The sequence below is a fragment of the Streptomyces cinerochromogenes genome (genome assembly GCF_014648635.1).
Taxonomy (GTDB): domain Bacteria; phylum Actinomycetota; class Actinomycetes; order Streptomycetales; family Streptomycetaceae; genus Streptomyces; species Streptomyces cinerochromogenes.
Window position 1 is genome coordinate 1 of record NZ_BMRM01000008.1, and the last position, 14,283, is coordinate 14,283.

General features: G+C 72.8%; 14 protein-coding genes. 5 read left to right on the plus strand and 9 right to left on the minus strand.

Going from position 1 to position 14,283, the window contains the following annotated elements; genetic code table 11:
* Together IEZ20_RS16820 and IEZ20_RS16825 are read left to right on the plus strand one after the other, a co-directional pair.
* Positions 1 to 651: cytochrome c oxidase subunit I (locus IEZ20_RS16820; protein WP_189299251.1), on the plus strand; the 651-nt coding region annotated here is incomplete at its 5' end.
* On the plus strand, positions 648 to 983 hold the full coding sequence (locus IEZ20_RS16825) for a hypothetical protein (RefSeq protein WP_189299254.1): 336 nt from the start codon (positions 648 to 650) through the stop codon (positions 981 to 983). The genes IEZ20_RS16820 and IEZ20_RS16825, both read left to right, overlap by 4 nt.
* A gap of 102 nt (positions 984 to 1,085) precedes the next feature.
* On the opposite strand, the gene IEZ20_RS16830 is transcribed toward IEZ20_RS16825, so the two are convergent.
* Both IEZ20_RS16830 and IEZ20_RS16835 read right to left on the minus strand, forming a co-directional pair.
* Positions 1,086 to 1,697 (minus strand): GNAT family N-acetyltransferase, encoded by a 612-nt coding sequence (locus IEZ20_RS16830; protein WP_189299256.1) that lies wholly within the window; start codon positions 1,695 to 1,697, stop codon positions 1,086 to 1,088.
* Between the two features lie 96 nt (positions 1,698 to 1,793).
* A complete protein-coding gene (locus IEZ20_RS16835) occupies positions 1,794 to 2,474 on the minus strand; it encodes a hypothetical protein (protein WP_229896108.1) in 681 nt (226 codons plus the stop codon).
* 64 nt (positions 2,475 to 2,538) lie between these two features.
* Between IEZ20_RS16835 and IEZ20_RS16840 the strand changes: the two genes are divergently transcribed.
* A complete protein-coding gene (locus tag IEZ20_RS16840) occupies positions 2,539 to 3,030 on the plus strand; it encodes a CGNR zinc finger domain-containing protein (RefSeq protein WP_229896109.1) in 492 nt (163 codons plus the stop codon).
* A gap of 123 nt (positions 3,031 to 3,153) precedes the next feature.
* On the opposite strand, the gene IEZ20_RS16845 is transcribed toward IEZ20_RS16840, so the two are convergent.
* Together IEZ20_RS16845 and IEZ20_RS16850 are read right to left on the minus strand one after the other, a co-directional pair.
* Positions 3,154 to 4,179, minus strand: coding sequence for an alcohol dehydrogenase (locus tag IEZ20_RS16845; protein ID WP_189299260.1), 1,026 nt, complete (start codon positions 4,177 to 4,179; stop codon positions 3,154 to 3,156).
* A 109-nt stretch (positions 4,180 to 4,288) separates the two neighbouring features.
* On the minus strand, positions 4,289 to 4,951 hold the full coding sequence (locus IEZ20_RS16850; protein ID WP_189299262.1) for a TetR/AcrR family transcriptional regulator: 663 nt from the start codon (positions 4,949 to 4,951) through the stop codon (positions 4,289 to 4,291).
* Between the two features lie 142 nt (positions 4,952 to 5,093).
* On the opposite strand from IEZ20_RS16850, the gene IEZ20_RS16855 reads away from it, so the two are divergent.
* On the plus strand, positions 5,094 to 6,347 hold the full coding sequence (locus IEZ20_RS16855) for a YncE family protein (protein ID WP_189299264.1): 1,254 nt from the start codon (positions 5,094 to 5,096) through the stop codon (positions 6,345 to 6,347).
* Positions 6,348 to 6,408: 61 nt separating this feature from the next.
* On the opposite strand, the gene IEZ20_RS16860 is transcribed toward IEZ20_RS16855, so the two are convergent.
* Positions 6,409 to 8,262 (minus strand): cellulase family glycosylhydrolase, encoded by a 1,854-nt coding sequence (locus tag IEZ20_RS16860; RefSeq protein WP_189299266.1) that lies wholly within the window; start codon positions 8,260 to 8,262, stop codon positions 6,409 to 6,411.
* Between the two features lie 69 nt (positions 8,263 to 8,331).
* Positions 8,332 to 10,326, minus strand: coding sequence for an elongation factor G (locus tag IEZ20_RS16865; RefSeq protein ID WP_189299268.1), 1,995 nt, complete (start codon positions 10,324 to 10,326; stop codon positions 8,332 to 8,334).
* A 186-nt stretch (positions 10,327 to 10,512) separates the two neighbouring features.
* Between IEZ20_RS16865 and IEZ20_RS16870 the strand changes: the two genes are divergently transcribed.
* Positions 10,513 to 11,619 (plus strand): XdhC family protein, encoded by a 1,107-nt coding sequence (locus tag IEZ20_RS16870; protein ID WP_189299271.1) that lies wholly within the window; start codon positions 10,513 to 10,515, stop codon positions 11,617 to 11,619.
* Between the two features lie 518 nt (positions 11,620 to 12,137).
* Here IEZ20_RS16870 and IEZ20_RS16875 read toward each other — a convergent pair.
* From IEZ20_RS16875 to IEZ20_RS16885, 3 genes are read right to left on the minus strand one after another with little or no spacing between them, the layout of a single operon-like run.
* Positions 12,138 to 12,728, minus strand: coding sequence for a GNAT family N-acetyltransferase (locus IEZ20_RS16875; protein WP_189299273.1), 591 nt, complete (start codon positions 12,726 to 12,728; stop codon positions 12,138 to 12,140).
* Positions 12,729 to 12,753: 25 nt separating this feature from the next.
* Complete coding sequence (locus IEZ20_RS16880) at positions 12,754 to 13,254, minus strand: metallophosphoesterase family protein (protein ID WP_189299275.1); 501 nt, start codon at positions 13,252 to 13,254, stop codon at positions 12,754 to 12,756.
* A 9-nt stretch (positions 13,255 to 13,263) separates the two neighbouring features.
* The gene (locus IEZ20_RS16885) at positions 13,264 to 14,271 is read right to left on the minus strand and encodes an SDR family oxidoreductase (RefSeq protein ID WP_189299277.1); all 1,008 of its coding nucleotides are present in this window, start codon (positions 14,269 to 14,271) and stop codon (positions 13,264 to 13,266) included.
* Positions 14,272 to 14,283: the final 12 nt, after the last annotated feature.

The following is a 14,283-nucleotide window of genomic DNA, read 5'->3' on the forward strand; positions in this document are numbered from 1 at the left end:
AACTGGATCGGCACGATGTGGAAGGGATCGCTGTCCTTCGAGACACCGATGCTCTGGGTGATGGGGTTCCTCATCACCTTCGTCTTCGGCGGGCTCACCGGCGTCATGCTCGCCTCCCCGCCGGTCGACTTCCACATCTCCGACAGCTATTTCGTCGTAGCCCACTTCCACTACGTGGTCTTCGGCACGGTCGTCTTCGCGATGTTCTCCGGCTTCCACTTCTGGTGGCCGAAGTTCACGGGCAAGATGCTGGACGAGCGCCTCGGCAAGATCACCTTCTGGACGCTGTTCACCGGCTTCCACGGCACCTTCCTGGTCCAGCACTGGCTGGGCGCCGAGGGCATGCAGCGCCGGATTCCCGACTACCTCGCGGCCGAGGGGCTCACCACGCTCAACACGGTCTCCTCGATCTCCTCGTTCCTGCTCGGCGCCTCGCTGCTGCCCTTCTTCTACAACGTGTGGAAGACGGCCAGGTACGGCACGAAGGTCGAGGTCGACGACCCGTGGGGCTACGGCCGCTCCCTGGAGTGGGCGACCTCCTGCCCGCCGCCCCGGCACAACTTCGTCACCCTGCCGCGGATCCGCTCCGAGTCCCCGGCGTTCGACCTGCACCACCCGGACGTACCGGAAAGGGAGTTGACCGCGCCGTGACGGCCCACGACGAACGGGACCTGGTCCGGCAGGTCGAGGGGCACCTGCTGCTGGCCGCCGCCCGGGAGGAGGGCCGTACCGCAGCCGCACGCCTCGGTTCCCGGCTGGGCTGGCTCACCGACATCCAACGCCAGGAGCTGGAGCGGCAGTTCGAGACCGAGTACCTGGCGCTGGCCCGGCTGTCGTGGTGCCGTACGGCCGAGCGGGCGGAGGAGCTGCGGCAGGCGTACGAGGCCCGGTACCGGGCGCTGCGCGGAAGGCTGCTGGCCTGCGGTGTACTGGGGTGCGCGCTGCTGGCGGCGGCGGTCCTGCTGGTGTCGGCCGCCGCCTAGTACTGCAACGGTGGGAGCACCTCCGGCGCTGTGACCTCGCCGCCCGGCTGCGGGCCGGGACGGAGAGCACTGCGTGACCGCCGAGCAGCGGCACCCTCGTGCTCACTGCTCGCGCTCTTCGTCAGCCGCAGCATCCTGGTGGGGCGCGCCGCTCAAGGGGTGGTGAGTGCCGTCGCTGGTGTGGACCCAGATGAGGCAGTCGTGCCGGGAATCACGTTCGGCGTCCTGGTGTGTCCATGCGCGGCAGTGCTGTGGCATGCGTTGCTCGAACCGGTAACCGACGCGCTGGGCGAGCCGTAGCGAAGGCTCGTTGCCGGGTTCGATCTCCAACCAGACCCGGGGAACGGCGAGTTCGTCGTGGACCCACAGCGTCGCGGCGATCACGGCACGGGAGGCGATTCCCCTGCCGCGCTCTTCCGGCCGTACCCAGTACGCCAGCTCGGTGCTCCCCGGGTGCTCCGGCATCAGTCCGACGGCGCCGAGGAGCCGTCGACCCCGCAGGACGCCCAGGCAGAACTGAGCTGCCGTGGCCGGGTCCCATGCGGCCAGCGCCGCTTGTGCGTCGCGCAGCGAGTACGGACCGACCGGACGAGCGCCCCACAAGGACCGTCCCGGCTCCCGGCTCGTGGCCTCGACGAGCAACGCCGCGTCGGTGGTGACCAAGGTACGAAGCCGCAGATCGCCAAGGTCCAGCTCCACGTCTGTGAACCGCATTGCAACCTCCTCTTGTTCGGCTGTTCGGCCCGCGAGCCGGTGGGAGCGCGGCCTGCCACCGCCGCGCGGATCGACCGCGTCGGAGCGCTCGGCGGATCAGTCCTCGTGCACGAGCCAGCCGATGCGCAGTTCTTCCGCACCCGGGCGGAACGTCCGCACGAGCTCGGCGCGCTCGGGGTCGTCCTCGGGGAGGTTGTCGGCGAGGAGGGCCTGCGCGGCGATCGTCTGGGGCCGGGCGCCGAGTGCGGCGCGCAGGTGGAGCGAGCGGCGCAGCATCGACAACCGCTCCGTAGGCTCCTTGTGCGGGGCGAGGTGCCGGATGATGTACGACTCGAAGTAGCCGTCGCCGTACTTCGTTGCGACATCGAGAGCCGTCTCGTAGAGAGGGAGGGCGCCGGCCGGGTCCTCGTCGATGTTGTCCAGCAGGACGGCCCAGTGGTACTCGGCCCAGGCGCGCTGCTTCTCGTCGCCGGTCTCGATCGCCGCGCGGTAGCCGGCCTCGGCCACGGCGCGGTCGTCGGCGCGGGCGCCGCGCTGGAACAGCAGCCGACTGTAGGCCAGTCGACCCGTGAGCAAGTGCGCGGTGGGCGATGCGGGATCGAGCGCCGCCACCGCCTTCTCGGCCTCCTCGTGACCTTCGATCCGGAAGAACCAGCGGTCGACGGCGATCTCCGCGCGCAGCTCGGGATCGGCGTCCGGGCCCAAGGCGGCGAGCGCGGCGTCCCACTCCCCGAGCAGCTGAAGGCGACGAGCGATGTAGGTGTCATCAGATAGCATGGCGCCTACAGTAGGAAGCGGCGATGTAGGTGGTCAAGTGCAATACGGTGACTACATTGGGAACGTGACGCGGCTGGCTGTCGAGCTGGCCAATACCGGGACCCTCGACCAGCACGGCGAACTGGTCGCCGCGTTCTTCGCGGAGCACGAGGTCACTCCGCCGCCGGGCGGTGACTACGGTGAGCTGCCGGACCTCGTGCGCACGGCCCTGGCGCAGTTGGTCGACGGCGGCCCCCCCGAAGCCGTTCACCGTCTGCTGCGCGATTACCCGCCGGACATGCACCTGTCCGACCATGACGGCCTCGGCGGCTGGCACATCCACTTCAGCCGCAACGGCACCCCGGCCAAGCGCTGGGTCGGCCAGCTGGTCGCCGCCAAGCTCGCCCTGGTCGTGGCCGGGGATCCGGCGGTGACGCTGGGGCGATGCGGTGCGGTCGGGTGCGGAAACTACTTCGTGGACCAGTCACGGAACCGGACGCGTCGGTTCTGCTCCAACGCGTGCGCGAGCCGGACGACGGTCGCGGCTCATCGGGCCCGGACGGCGAAGAAGTCCTAGTACCGCACCGGTGCCGGCCGCCCGCCTGTCGCGAGGAGGACGGCGCGGCGCCGGTGCTCTCGCGGCGCCGGACCGGCCGGCGGCACGGCCGGAGGACCCGGCCGGCCGGGGTGATCCCCGGTGTCAGGCCATGGTGAGCACCATCCGGAAGCGGGCGGCGCCCGCGAGCATCTTCGCGTACGCCTCTCCGGCCTGCTCCAGCGGCACCGTCTCGGTCATCGGGCGGATGCCGTGCAGGACGCTGAACGCCATGGTGTCCTCCACGTCCTGCGAGGTGCCGGACGGGTGCCCGCGCACCACGCGGCCGGACATGAGCAGCTGTGCCGGGCTGATGCCGAGCGGCGCGCTGTCCGCGCCGATGGCGACCAGTTCACCGCGGGGGGCCAGGCCGTCCACGGTGGCCGTGATCGCCTCGGAGTTCCCGGCGGTGGCCAGCACCACCTTGGCCCCGCCGAGCGCCTGCAGGGCCTCGGCGACCGGGGTGCCGGAGGTGCTGTCGACGTAGTGGTGGGCGCCCAGTTGCTTGGCGAAGCCGTCCTTCTCGGCGCCCCGGGCGATCCCGACGGTCTCGAAGCCCATGGCGACCGCGTACTGCACCCCGAGGTGCCCCAGGCCGCCGAGCCCGAGCACCGCGACCAGGTCCCCGGGCCGGGCGGAGCTGCGCCGCAGCCCGTTGAACGTGGTCACGCCCGCGCAGGCCATCGGTCCGGCGTCGTGCGCGGCCAGTCCTTCGGGAATGCGGGCGAGCGCGTCGGCGGGTGCGATCACCTTCTCGGCGAAGCCGCCGTCATAGGCCCAGCCCGGCACCTTCAGGTGCCGGCACACGATGAAGTCGCCCTCGCGGCAGGGCGTGCAGTGGCCGCAGCTGCCGCCGAACCAGCCCACGGCCACCCGGTCGCCGACGTGCCAGCCGTGCTCCCGCACCCCCTGGCCCAGCTCCTCGACGCGCCCGGCGATCTCGTGCCCGGGCACCTCCGGGAAGGACACGCCGGGCAGTGAGCCGCCGAGGAAGAGGGCGTCGCTGTGGCAGATCCCGCACGCCTCGACGGCGATCCGCACCTGGCCGGGTCCCGGCTGCGGCACCTCGCGTTCGACCAGCTCGAAGGCGCCGCCCGGCTCGGCCACCTGCACGACTCGATAGGTGCTCATGGGTCTCTCCCGAGTACGGGTACGACGGTCCCCCGCACCAGCAGACCAGCTCCGGCCCGATCCCGCGCGCCGAGCCCGGGCGCATCCCCGCTGACCTGGGCGGGTCCGGTCAGGGGTGCCCGGGCCGCCAGCCCTCCGGCCGGAGCATCGCCAGCAGCAGCCGGACCAGTTCGTCCACCACCTCGTCGAGCGTGGCGTCCACCCAGCCGGCGGTCCAGTCGTGCAGCAGCCCGTTGACGCCGCCGATGAAGGCCGTGGCCGCGAGGCGGTAGTCGCGTGGCGCCGCCTCCCCGCGGGCCACGGCCGCGTCCGCCTCGGCGCGGATGAGGTCGACCCAGCGGGCGCGGCGGGCCAGGCGCTGTTCCTCCAGGCGCGGGCTGACCCCGATGATCTCCACGAACGCGATGCGGATGCGGCGCGGGTCGCTGGTGACGTCGTGGGCGTAGGCCCGGAAGAGCACGGTGGCGCGCTCGGCCAGCGGCAGGTCCCCGGCGGTGGCGAGGGCGTCGAGGACGGCCTGTTCGGCCCAGCCGTTGACCTCCAGGTGCAGGGCGGCGAGGACGTCCTCCAGGGTGCGGAACTCCTCGTAGAACTGGCGCGTGGACAGGCCCGCGGCCTGGCTCAGCGCGGCCACGGTGGTGCCCCGGTAGCCGGGGGTGCCGCCGAACAGGCGCAGCGCCGCGTCGAGGAAGCGGCGGCGGCGCTCGGCCTGCCGTTCCTCGGCGGACCGGCCGCCGTAGCGTCCCGTCGGCGCTCTGAGCCTGCCCCCCACGCGTCCCCCTCCGTCTCCCCCGCCGATCACCCCAATCTTGTCGTGCACACATCTTGTCGAGAAGGCCCACCCCTCCTTACTTTTCAGTAAGTTCACTGTGAAAGCACCCGTGTTCAGATTCCCCCGAGGAAAGAGAGCCGTCATGGCTGCCTTAAGAACCAGGCACCTGTGCTCCGTGGCCGCCGCCCTCGTCCTGACCGCCGCCGCCCCGGCGACCGCCGCCTCCGCAAGCACAGCCGCCCCGGACGGGCTGCGCGAGGTGCTGTTCGTCGGCAACAACTGGGACGGCACCGCCGATGTCATCCGCTCCTCCGGCGACTTCGCCAGGATCGGCCGGATCGACGTCGTCCCGGACAAGGACGCGCGGATGGCGGAAATCAACGCGGATCCCGTCAAGTGGATCTACTTCCAGGCGATACGCAACAGCGTCGGCGAGGGCCACGACCAGCTCGCCGACGACATGTACACGACTCCGGACGGCCGGTCGGTGGTGGTGTCCCGGCCGAGTTTCGCGGACGTCGTCTCCATCGACCTGGCCACCGGAAAGGTCAACTGGCGCTTCCCCGTGGCCGGTTACCGCGCCGACCACATGGCGGTCTCCCCGGACGGCACCCGGGTGGCGGTCTCCGCCTCGACCGCGAACACCGTCCACGTCCTCGACATCGGCACCGGGAAGCAGCTGGGGTCGTTCAAGACCGGCGACAAGCCGCACGAGAACATCTTCACCAGGGACGGCAAGTACATCTGGAACATGTCGATCGGTGACGTCAACACCGCGCTGGACGACCCGGGCTGGGACTGGACCAAGGGCGACCGGCGCATCACGGTCGTGGACGCCCGGACGTACCAGCAGGTCAAGGTCGTCGACATGCGGCAGCGGCTGGACGCCTACGGGCTGAAGGACTTCTCCGACGCGGTCCGCCCGGCCGTCTTCTCCCCCGACGAGTCCAAGCTGTACTTCCAGGTGTCGTTCTTCAACGGCTTCTTCGAGTACGACGTCGCCGGCGACAAGATCACCCGGATGAAGACGCTGCCGAAGAACCCGGCGACCAGCGAGGACCGCACCACCTGGGTCAACGACTCGCGCCACCACGGCATCTCGATGAACCCCGAGGGCACCAAGCTGTGCGTGGCGGGCACCATGGACGACTACGCGACCGTGGTCGACCGGGCCACGCTCCAGGAGGGGCCGCTGGTCACGACGTCCAAGCCGTACTGGGCGACGGTCAGCGGGGACGGCAAGGACTGCATCGTCTCGGAGAGCGGCGCCGACCAGGTGACGGCGATCGACTTCGCCACCGGCAGGAAGGTGGCGTCGGTCCCCGTCGGCGACCATCCGCAGCGCGTCCGGCTGGGGCACGTCCCGTCCGACTGGACGGGGCCGAGCGGCGGCTGACGCCCGTCGAGCCGTGGCCTCCGGGGTGCCCCCACTCGCTCCGGAGGCCACACCCGTGCCGTCAGAACCGCGCCGCCGCCCACCCGGCCAGCTCCGCCTTCGCCGCGTCCAGCAGGTCCGCCGAGGGTGCCGCGGTGCCGTTGGTGACCAGGGCGTAGTGCAGGACGCCGGAGTCCGCGTCGGTGAGCAGCAGCCGCCGGCTGCCCGTACCGCCCGGTTCCGCGGCCACGGCGACCGGGGTGGCGGAGGTGTACGCGGGCGGGGCGTGGACCGCGCCGAGGTCGGAGACGACCGTGGTCGCGGCGGTCGGGAAGGACGCCGGCAGATGCAGTTCGGTGGGTGCCGTGCCGTCGCCGGAGCGCCACACCAGCAGACCGTACTGCCCCGAGCCCACGAGCTTCGCCACGTTCGGCAGGGACGTCGGCACCGGGTTCCAGGTGAGGGTGGTGGAGCCGTCACGGGAGCGGTCCTCGTAGGTGAAGGCGAGGGCGGTGCCGGCCGTGGCGCTCGGGTAGAGGCGGTCCAGGAGGCGGGCGTCCTGGCGCAGGGCGACGCTCCCGGAGTCGTCCAGCCGCACCGCCGACAGGTCCTCGTCGTTCCAGGCGTCGCCCGCGGTGAGCACCTTGCCGGGGTTGCCGTTCATCGGCTCGTGGTGCCGGCCGTGGTAGAGGTCCCACTGCCACTGGGTCCCGGACAGCACGGGACCGGAGGAGGCGGGCCTGGTCCACCAGCCGGCGCCGGGCAGCCGGGAGTCGAGGGCCTGGTACATGGCCTTCAGGACGGTCGGCGCCTTGTCGGACACCGTGCCGGACAGGGGGTGGCCGAACTCGCTGACGACGGCCGCGGTGCCGGCGGCCGTGGCGCGGTCGCGGACGGCGGCGAAGTCGGCGGCGTACTGGCCGTCGGCCGCCTTGCCCCACATCAGGATGCCGGAGATGGCCTTCTGGTCGTAGAAGTGGGTGTTGAACACGTAGTCCGGGCCGAGCGTGCCCGCGTCCAGCAGGCCGCCCTCCTGTTTCTGGGTGGAGATGTTGGCGTTCCAGAAGAGGTTGGGCTCGACGAGGGCGGGCTTGTCCTGCCAGCCGGCGGCGTCCATCCGGGCGCGGAACCTGACGTAGAAGGGCCAGAGCAGATCGCGCTCCCAGGTGCGGGAGGTCTGCCCGGAGTCGTAGCCGCCGGCGTACGGCTCGTTGTACGGGTCGAAGCCGGCGATGCCCGCGAACTCGGCGTCGCTCAGGTGCCGGCGCAGGTGGGCCATGGTGCTCTGGGCGGTGGCCAGGAAGGCGTCCTGCACTCCGTGGGCGTTGTGCCAGAAGTCGTACTGGGCCTTCCGCACGGCCCCGTTCTGCGTGATGTTCTGACCCCAGAGGAGGCAGATGCCGCAGGACTCCTTCGGGTAGCTCCCCGCGTCGACCGCCCACTCGGGGGCGCCGTCGCCGGTGTACCAGCTGTCCGTGTCGAACAGGTACCGGGAGAAGAGGTCCTGGTGGAAGTCGGGCTGGACCCGGATGCCCGCGTCCAGGAAGGCGCGTATCTGTTCGGTGGCGGCGGCCAGGTAGGCGGTGTCCACCTGGCCGCGCACGGGCTCGGCGTGCGCCCAGGACAGCAGGAAGCGGACCGCGTTGCCGCCGCCGAGGGCGCGCAGCGCGGCCGCGGACTTCCGGGCGTCGGCGACCGAGGCGAAGGGCAGGCCGCCGTTCTCCTCCAGTTTGGTCTCACCGGAGACGTTGTAGCCGCGCAGCACGATCTCGCGGCCCTGGCCGTCGGTGAACCGGCCGTCCCGCACGGTCAGCGGAGCGCCGTCGAACCAGAGGGAGTCGGAGGGGGCGGCGGTGGCGGGCGGGGCGCCCGCCACCGTGAGGGATCCGCCGAGGACGACCAGGACAGCCAGCAGACGCGCGCGGAAATTCGGCATGTCCACCACATTCCGATGCCGTCGGGAGGACGTCAAGAGCTTCTGACCTGTGAGTAAGTTGACGATTGGTCAGGAGCTGGTCCGCTCCCCCGTCCGGCGGGTCACGTTCAGCAGGTACTCCTTCCGGTTCAGCGGGTTGTGGTCGGTGCGCGGGCGCCGCGGGACCGTGCCGCGCGTGACCGGCGCGTAGTGGTCGAAGGCCGTCTCCAGCTCGCCCTCGCCCCGGGTCAGCCCCGGCAGCCGCTGCTCCAGTGCGTGCACCCGGGCGGCCGGCACCGTGCCCTCCAGCACACAGACCGCGGCCCGCGTGCCGGTGCTCTCCGGTACCGCGCCGAGCCGGGCCAGCACCGGAAGCAGCGCGCCGAGCGTGTCGGCCGGTGCCTGGAGCCGGAAGCGGTGCACCGGCTCGTGCACCAGGGTGCCGGCGCGGCGCAGCGCCTCGGTCAGGACCAGCGGGGTCAGGCCCCGGAAGTCGTAGCCGGTGCTCGACATGCTCTTGTCGAATCCCTGGTGGGCGTGGCTCTGCCGGGGCGAGTAGCCGGAGTGGGTCACGGTGACCGTGCAGTCGGTGACCTGCCAGCCGTGCAGCCCTTGGCCGAGCGTCTCCCGGACGGTGTCCTCGACGGCCTTGAAGAAGGCGTACGGCATCGAGCCCAGCTCCACCTCCAGCCGGAACGCGACGCCCGCGCCGGGCGGGGCCGGGTCGACGCGCAGACCGACGGTGGCGAGGAAGGGGTTGGGGTCCTTCTTGTTGAACTCGACGGCGTGTCCGGTGCCGACCGGCCGTTCGACGCACAGGGTCGTCGTCTCGCGGAAGGTGACGTCCAGGCCGTACTCGTCGGCGAGGGTGGCCTGGACGACCTCCTTCTGCACCTCGCCGTAGAGGGACACCGAGGTCTCCCCGCGCAGTGCGTCGTGCCGGACACCGATCAGCGGGTCCTGTTCGGCCAGCTGGGTGAGCGCGAGGTGCAGGGAGCGCCGGTCGGTGCCGGGGGCCGGGACGACGACGGTCTCCAGGGTGGGCGGCGCGAAGTGGTGCCCGCGGGACCGTCCCGGCGCTCCGAGCGCGTCACCGATGCGGATGCCGCCGAGGCCCCACACCTTGACGATCCGGCCCGCCCCGGCGCTGTCCGTCCGGGTGTCCGTGCCGTGCTCGAAGACGCTGAGCGCGGTGACGCGTCCGTCGGTGCCGGGGCCGCGGCGGCCGTCCCCGAACGGGATCCGGTCGCGGACGCGCAGAGTGCCGGAGAAGAGACGGGCGTAGGCCACCTTCTCCCCCGCCGGGCCCCGCTCGACCTTGAAGACCGTGCCGGAGACGGGGGCGCCGGGGTCGCCGGCGGCGGGCGGCAGCAGCCGTTCGATGCCGTTGATCAGCTCGGGCACGCCGGCGCCGGTGATCGCGGAGCCGAAGTACACCGGGTGGACCGAGGCGTCGCGGGTCCGTGCCGTCAGGACGCGGTGCAGCCGGGCCCCGGGGACCGTGCCGTCGAGGTAGGCGGCGAGCAGGCCGTCGTCCCGGTCCGCCAGCGCCTCCAGCGCCGCCGGGCCGAGGCCGGGGCGGAACCGGGCGGCGCGCGTGCCGAGCCCTGCGGCCGTGCCCATCGGCACGACCGGTACGGCGAGCCGCTCGGCCATCTGGTCGAACACGGCGGTGTCCCGGGCGCCGCGCCGGTCGATCTTGTTGACGAAGACCAGGGTGGGGATGCGCAGCCGGCGCAGGGTGCGCATCAGGACCCGGGTCTGCGCCTGGACGCCCTCGACGGCGGAGACGACCAGAACGGCGCCGTCGAGCACACCGAGCACCCGCTCCACCTCGGCGATGAAGTCCGGGTGACCGGGGGTGTCGATCAGGTTGACGGTGACGCCGTCGAGCGGGAACGACACCACGGCGGACTTGATCGTGATGCCGCGCTGCCGCTCCAGCGCGAGGGTGTCGGTGGTGGTGCTGCCGGCGTCGACGCTGCCGATCTCGTCGATCACTCCGGCGGTGTGCAGCAGTCGTTCGGTCAGGCTGGTCTTACCTGCGTCGACGTGCGCGAGGATTCCCAGATTGAGCAGGTGCACGAAGCGTCATGTCCTTGAGAGAGGGGGCCGTTGCTACCGGGGTGGACATGGACGCAGTGCGCATCTTCGCTCCTGGCCTTCTCGGGGAACTCGACCGGTGCAGTGCAGCAGAACGGCGGCCACGGCGCCAACGGATTAACGTTCAACTGGATGCCCGGGGCGGGGGGCTGAGCCGAGGAGCGGACGATGCGCGAGATTCTCCCCGTACTGGACCGGTGGTACGCCGCCCGGGTGCCGTTCGGGCTGGCCACGGTCGTCTCGGTCAGCCACAGCGCACCGCGCGGGCCCGGCGCCGCGCTGGCGGTCGGCCCGGACGGAGAGGTGGTCGGCAGCGTGTCCGGCGGCTGTGTGGAGGGCGCGGTGTTCGAGCTGGCCCAGGAGGTCGTCGAGACCGGCGCGGCACGGCTGGAGACGTTCGGCTACAGCGACGACGACGCCTTCGCGGCCGGGCTCACCTGCGGGGGTGAGATCACCGTGCTGGTACGGCCGGTGACCCGGGCCGGGGACCCGGTGTTCGGCGCGGTCGCCGCGTCCGTCGCGGGCGGTGAGCCGGTCGCCGCGGCCGTCGTGGTCGACGGGCCGGCGCAGCGCGGGGCCACCCTCGCGGTGTGGCCGCGGACGGCCGCCGGCAGTCTGGGCACGCGCGGGCTCGACGTGGCCGTCGCCACCGACGCGCGCGGCGAACTCGCCCTCGGCGTGACGGGCCTGAGGCACTACGGGCCGCACGGCGAGCGGCGCGAGGACACGGTGACCGTGTTCCTGCAGTCCTTCGCCCCGCCACCGCGCATGCTGGTGTTCGGCGCCATCGACCACGCCGCCGCCATGGCCCGGCTCGGGGGCTTCCTGGGCTACCGGGTGACCGTGTGCGACGCCCGGCCGGTGTTCGCCACGCCGCGGCGGTTCCCGGAGGGCGTGGAGGTCGTCGTGGACTGGCCGCACCGCTATCTGCGCGGTACGCGCACCGACGAGCGGACGGTGATCTGCGTCCTCACCCACGACCCGAAGTTCGACGTGCCGGTGCTGCGGGAGGCGCTGCGGCGACCGGCGGCGTACATCGGGGCGATGGGCAGCCGGCGCACCCACGACGACCGGCTCCGCCGCCTGGTCGAGTCCGGCCTCACCGACCAGGAACTGGCCCGCCTGCGCTCCCCGGTCGGCCTGGATCTCGGGGCCCGTACGCCGGAGCAGGTGGCGGTGTCGGTGGCGGCGGAGATCGTGGCCCTGCGCTGGGGCGGCAGCGGGGCTCCGCTGAGCGGGACGAGGGGGGCGATCCATCCCCGGAGGGCGGGGTGACGAACTCCGCGCCCGGACACCGCCCGGCACGGCACAAGGCCTCCGGCGGACTCGGTCCGACTCGGCGCGGTGGTCGGCGAGGATCCGTTCCAGGCGGACGAGAGCCCGTGTCACGCGGGCCGGCTCCGCGCGGTAGTACGGGTCGGGGAGCGAGGCGGCGAGGGCCCAGCCGCGACCCCGGGCCCGGGTGGCCTCGTCGGCGCCCAGCGCCTCCCGGAACGCCGTGCGTGCCGCCGCGGGCAGGACCTTCCAGGCGGGCACCAGGTCCACCGCCGGATCGGCCACCGCGAGCGTGCCGAAGTCGATGACCCGCGAGGGCGGCATCGATCGACACGCCTGCCGTCACAGCGAGTCGGGTCGCCCGGTGTCCACGGATGTGTCACGCCCGGCCGTCTGCCCCGCCCCGCTCACCGCTCACCGCCCGCGACGCCCTCGGCAGCGGCGCCGGCGCGAAGGCGGCCGTCGCCGCGTGAGGGGGCGCCGGGCCGAGGGCCACCGTGGGCAGGTCCCGCCGCGTGCTACTCGGGGTCGCCGGCCACGCGGGCGTGCAGGTGTTGGTCGTGCCAGCCGTCGGCGTGCAGCAGGGCACTGCGCTGGGTGCCCTCGAAGGTGAATCCGGCCTTCTGCGCCACCCGGCAGGACGCGGGGTTGGCCGTCGAGTGGCACAGCCGCAGCCGGTGCAGGCCCAGGTCGGCCAGGGCCCACCGGGCAAGCCCCCGGGTGGCCGTGACAGCGAGGCCGGCGCCGCGTGCCTCGGGCAGCAGCCAGTAGACGAGTTCGGCGCTGCCGGCCGCCAGGTCGATGTCGTTCAGCCCGACGAGTCCGACGGCCGGGCCGTCCGGCCGTGCGAGGGCCCACACGGCGCCGGTCTCGGCCCGCCACCGCGCGTGCATGCGGTCGATCCGGGCGCGGGCGTCCGCGCGGTCGGCCACGGTGAACAGGTTCCACCGCGTGATCGCGGGGTCCTGCCCGGCCGCGACCAGCGCGTCGGCGTCCTCGGCCCGCCAGGGCCGCAGCCGGGATCCGCCCGGCAGGTCGAGGCCGGGCTGGTCGCGGTCGGCCATGCGGCCCGCGGGTACGACGTCGGGTATGCCGGCGCTGGAGATCATTCCGGCATCCTCGCACGGCCGGCCGTCAGGGCCGGGGCAGCCGGTGCAGGGTGACGTCCGTGAGCGTCCCGTCGGCCACCGTCGCCGTCAGGTAGGTGCAGTGGGGCTGGCGGCGGCGGTCGGTCGGGGAGCCGGGGTTGAGCAGGCGCAGGCCGCCGGGGGCGGTGGTGTCCCAGGGAATGTGGCTGTGCCCGAAGACGAGGACGTCCAGGCCGGGGAAGCGGGCGGCGCAGCGGGCCTCGCGGCCCTGGGCGGGGCCGGTCTCGTGGACGACGCCGAAGCGCAGGCCGCCCAGCTCGGCGTGGGCCACCTCGGGGAGCCGGGCGCGCAGGTCGGGGCCGTCGTTGTTGCCGTACACGGCGACCAGCCGGCGGCTGCGGCTCTCCAGCAGGTCGAGGGTGGCGGTGTCGACCCAGTCCCCGGCGTGGAACACCACGTCCGCGCGCGGGAGTTCGGCGAGCAGCTGCTCCGGGAGCCGTTTGGCCCGCTTGGGCAGGTGCGTGTCGGACATCAGCAGGAGGCGCACACCCCCAGCCTAGGCGGCTCGCGAGGTCAGGCGGCGCAGGCCGCCCACGGTGGCGAACAGGGCGGCGCCGGCGCCGAGGGCGGTGGCCGCGGGGTGCCGGAGCAGTGTCTCCTGCCACGAGCGGGCGTGCGCGCTGTCGTCGAAGGGGCCGTGGGCGCCCTGGTCGTCGGCGGGTTCCCGGTCGGCCGGCGCGAAGAGGTTGTCCAGGCCTGCGGGCGGGATGCGGTCGGTCTGCTGGGAGTCGTAGCCGGTGCGGGCCAGGTAGCGGTCGAGCAGCGCGGGGACGAGCCGGTTGGCCCAGATGGTGGCGACGGTGGACGCGCCGACGTAGTACTGCTTGCGGTGCGGGTGGTCGGCGGCGTACAGCACGCCGCGCGCGGCGACCTCGGGCTGGTAGATCGGCGGGACGGGCATGGGGTGCTTGGCGAGCCGGGAGCGGACCCACTGGAACTGGGGCGTGTTCACGGCGGGCATCTGGGCGATGGTGATGTGCACGTTGCTGCCCCGGTGCAGCAGCTCGGTGCGCAGGGAGGAGGTGAAGCCGTTGATGGCGTGCTTGGCCCCGCAGTACGCCGACTGCAACGGGATCGACCGTTCCCCGAGCGCGGAGCCGACCTGCACGATGGTGCCGCGGTCGCGGGGCACCATGCGTTTCAGGGCCGCGCGAGTGCCGTTGACGAAACCGAGGTACGTCACCTCGGTGACACGCTTGAACTCCTCGGCCGTGATCTCCTCGAACGGGGCGAACACGGTGGAGAAGGCACAGTTGATCCATACGTCGATGGGGCCGAAGGCCTTCTCCGCGGCCTCGGCGGCGGCCTCCATCTGGGCCGGGTCGGCCACGTCGGCGACCTGCACCAGGGGCCGTCCGCCGAGGGCGGCGACCTCGTCGGCCGCCGCCTCCAGGCCGCCCTCGCCGCGGGCGACCAGGACGACGTCGGCGCCGCGCCGGGCGTAGAGGCGGGCGGTGGCGCGGCCGATGCCGGCGCTGGCACCGGTGATGACGACGGTGGGCATGTTCTTCCTCTC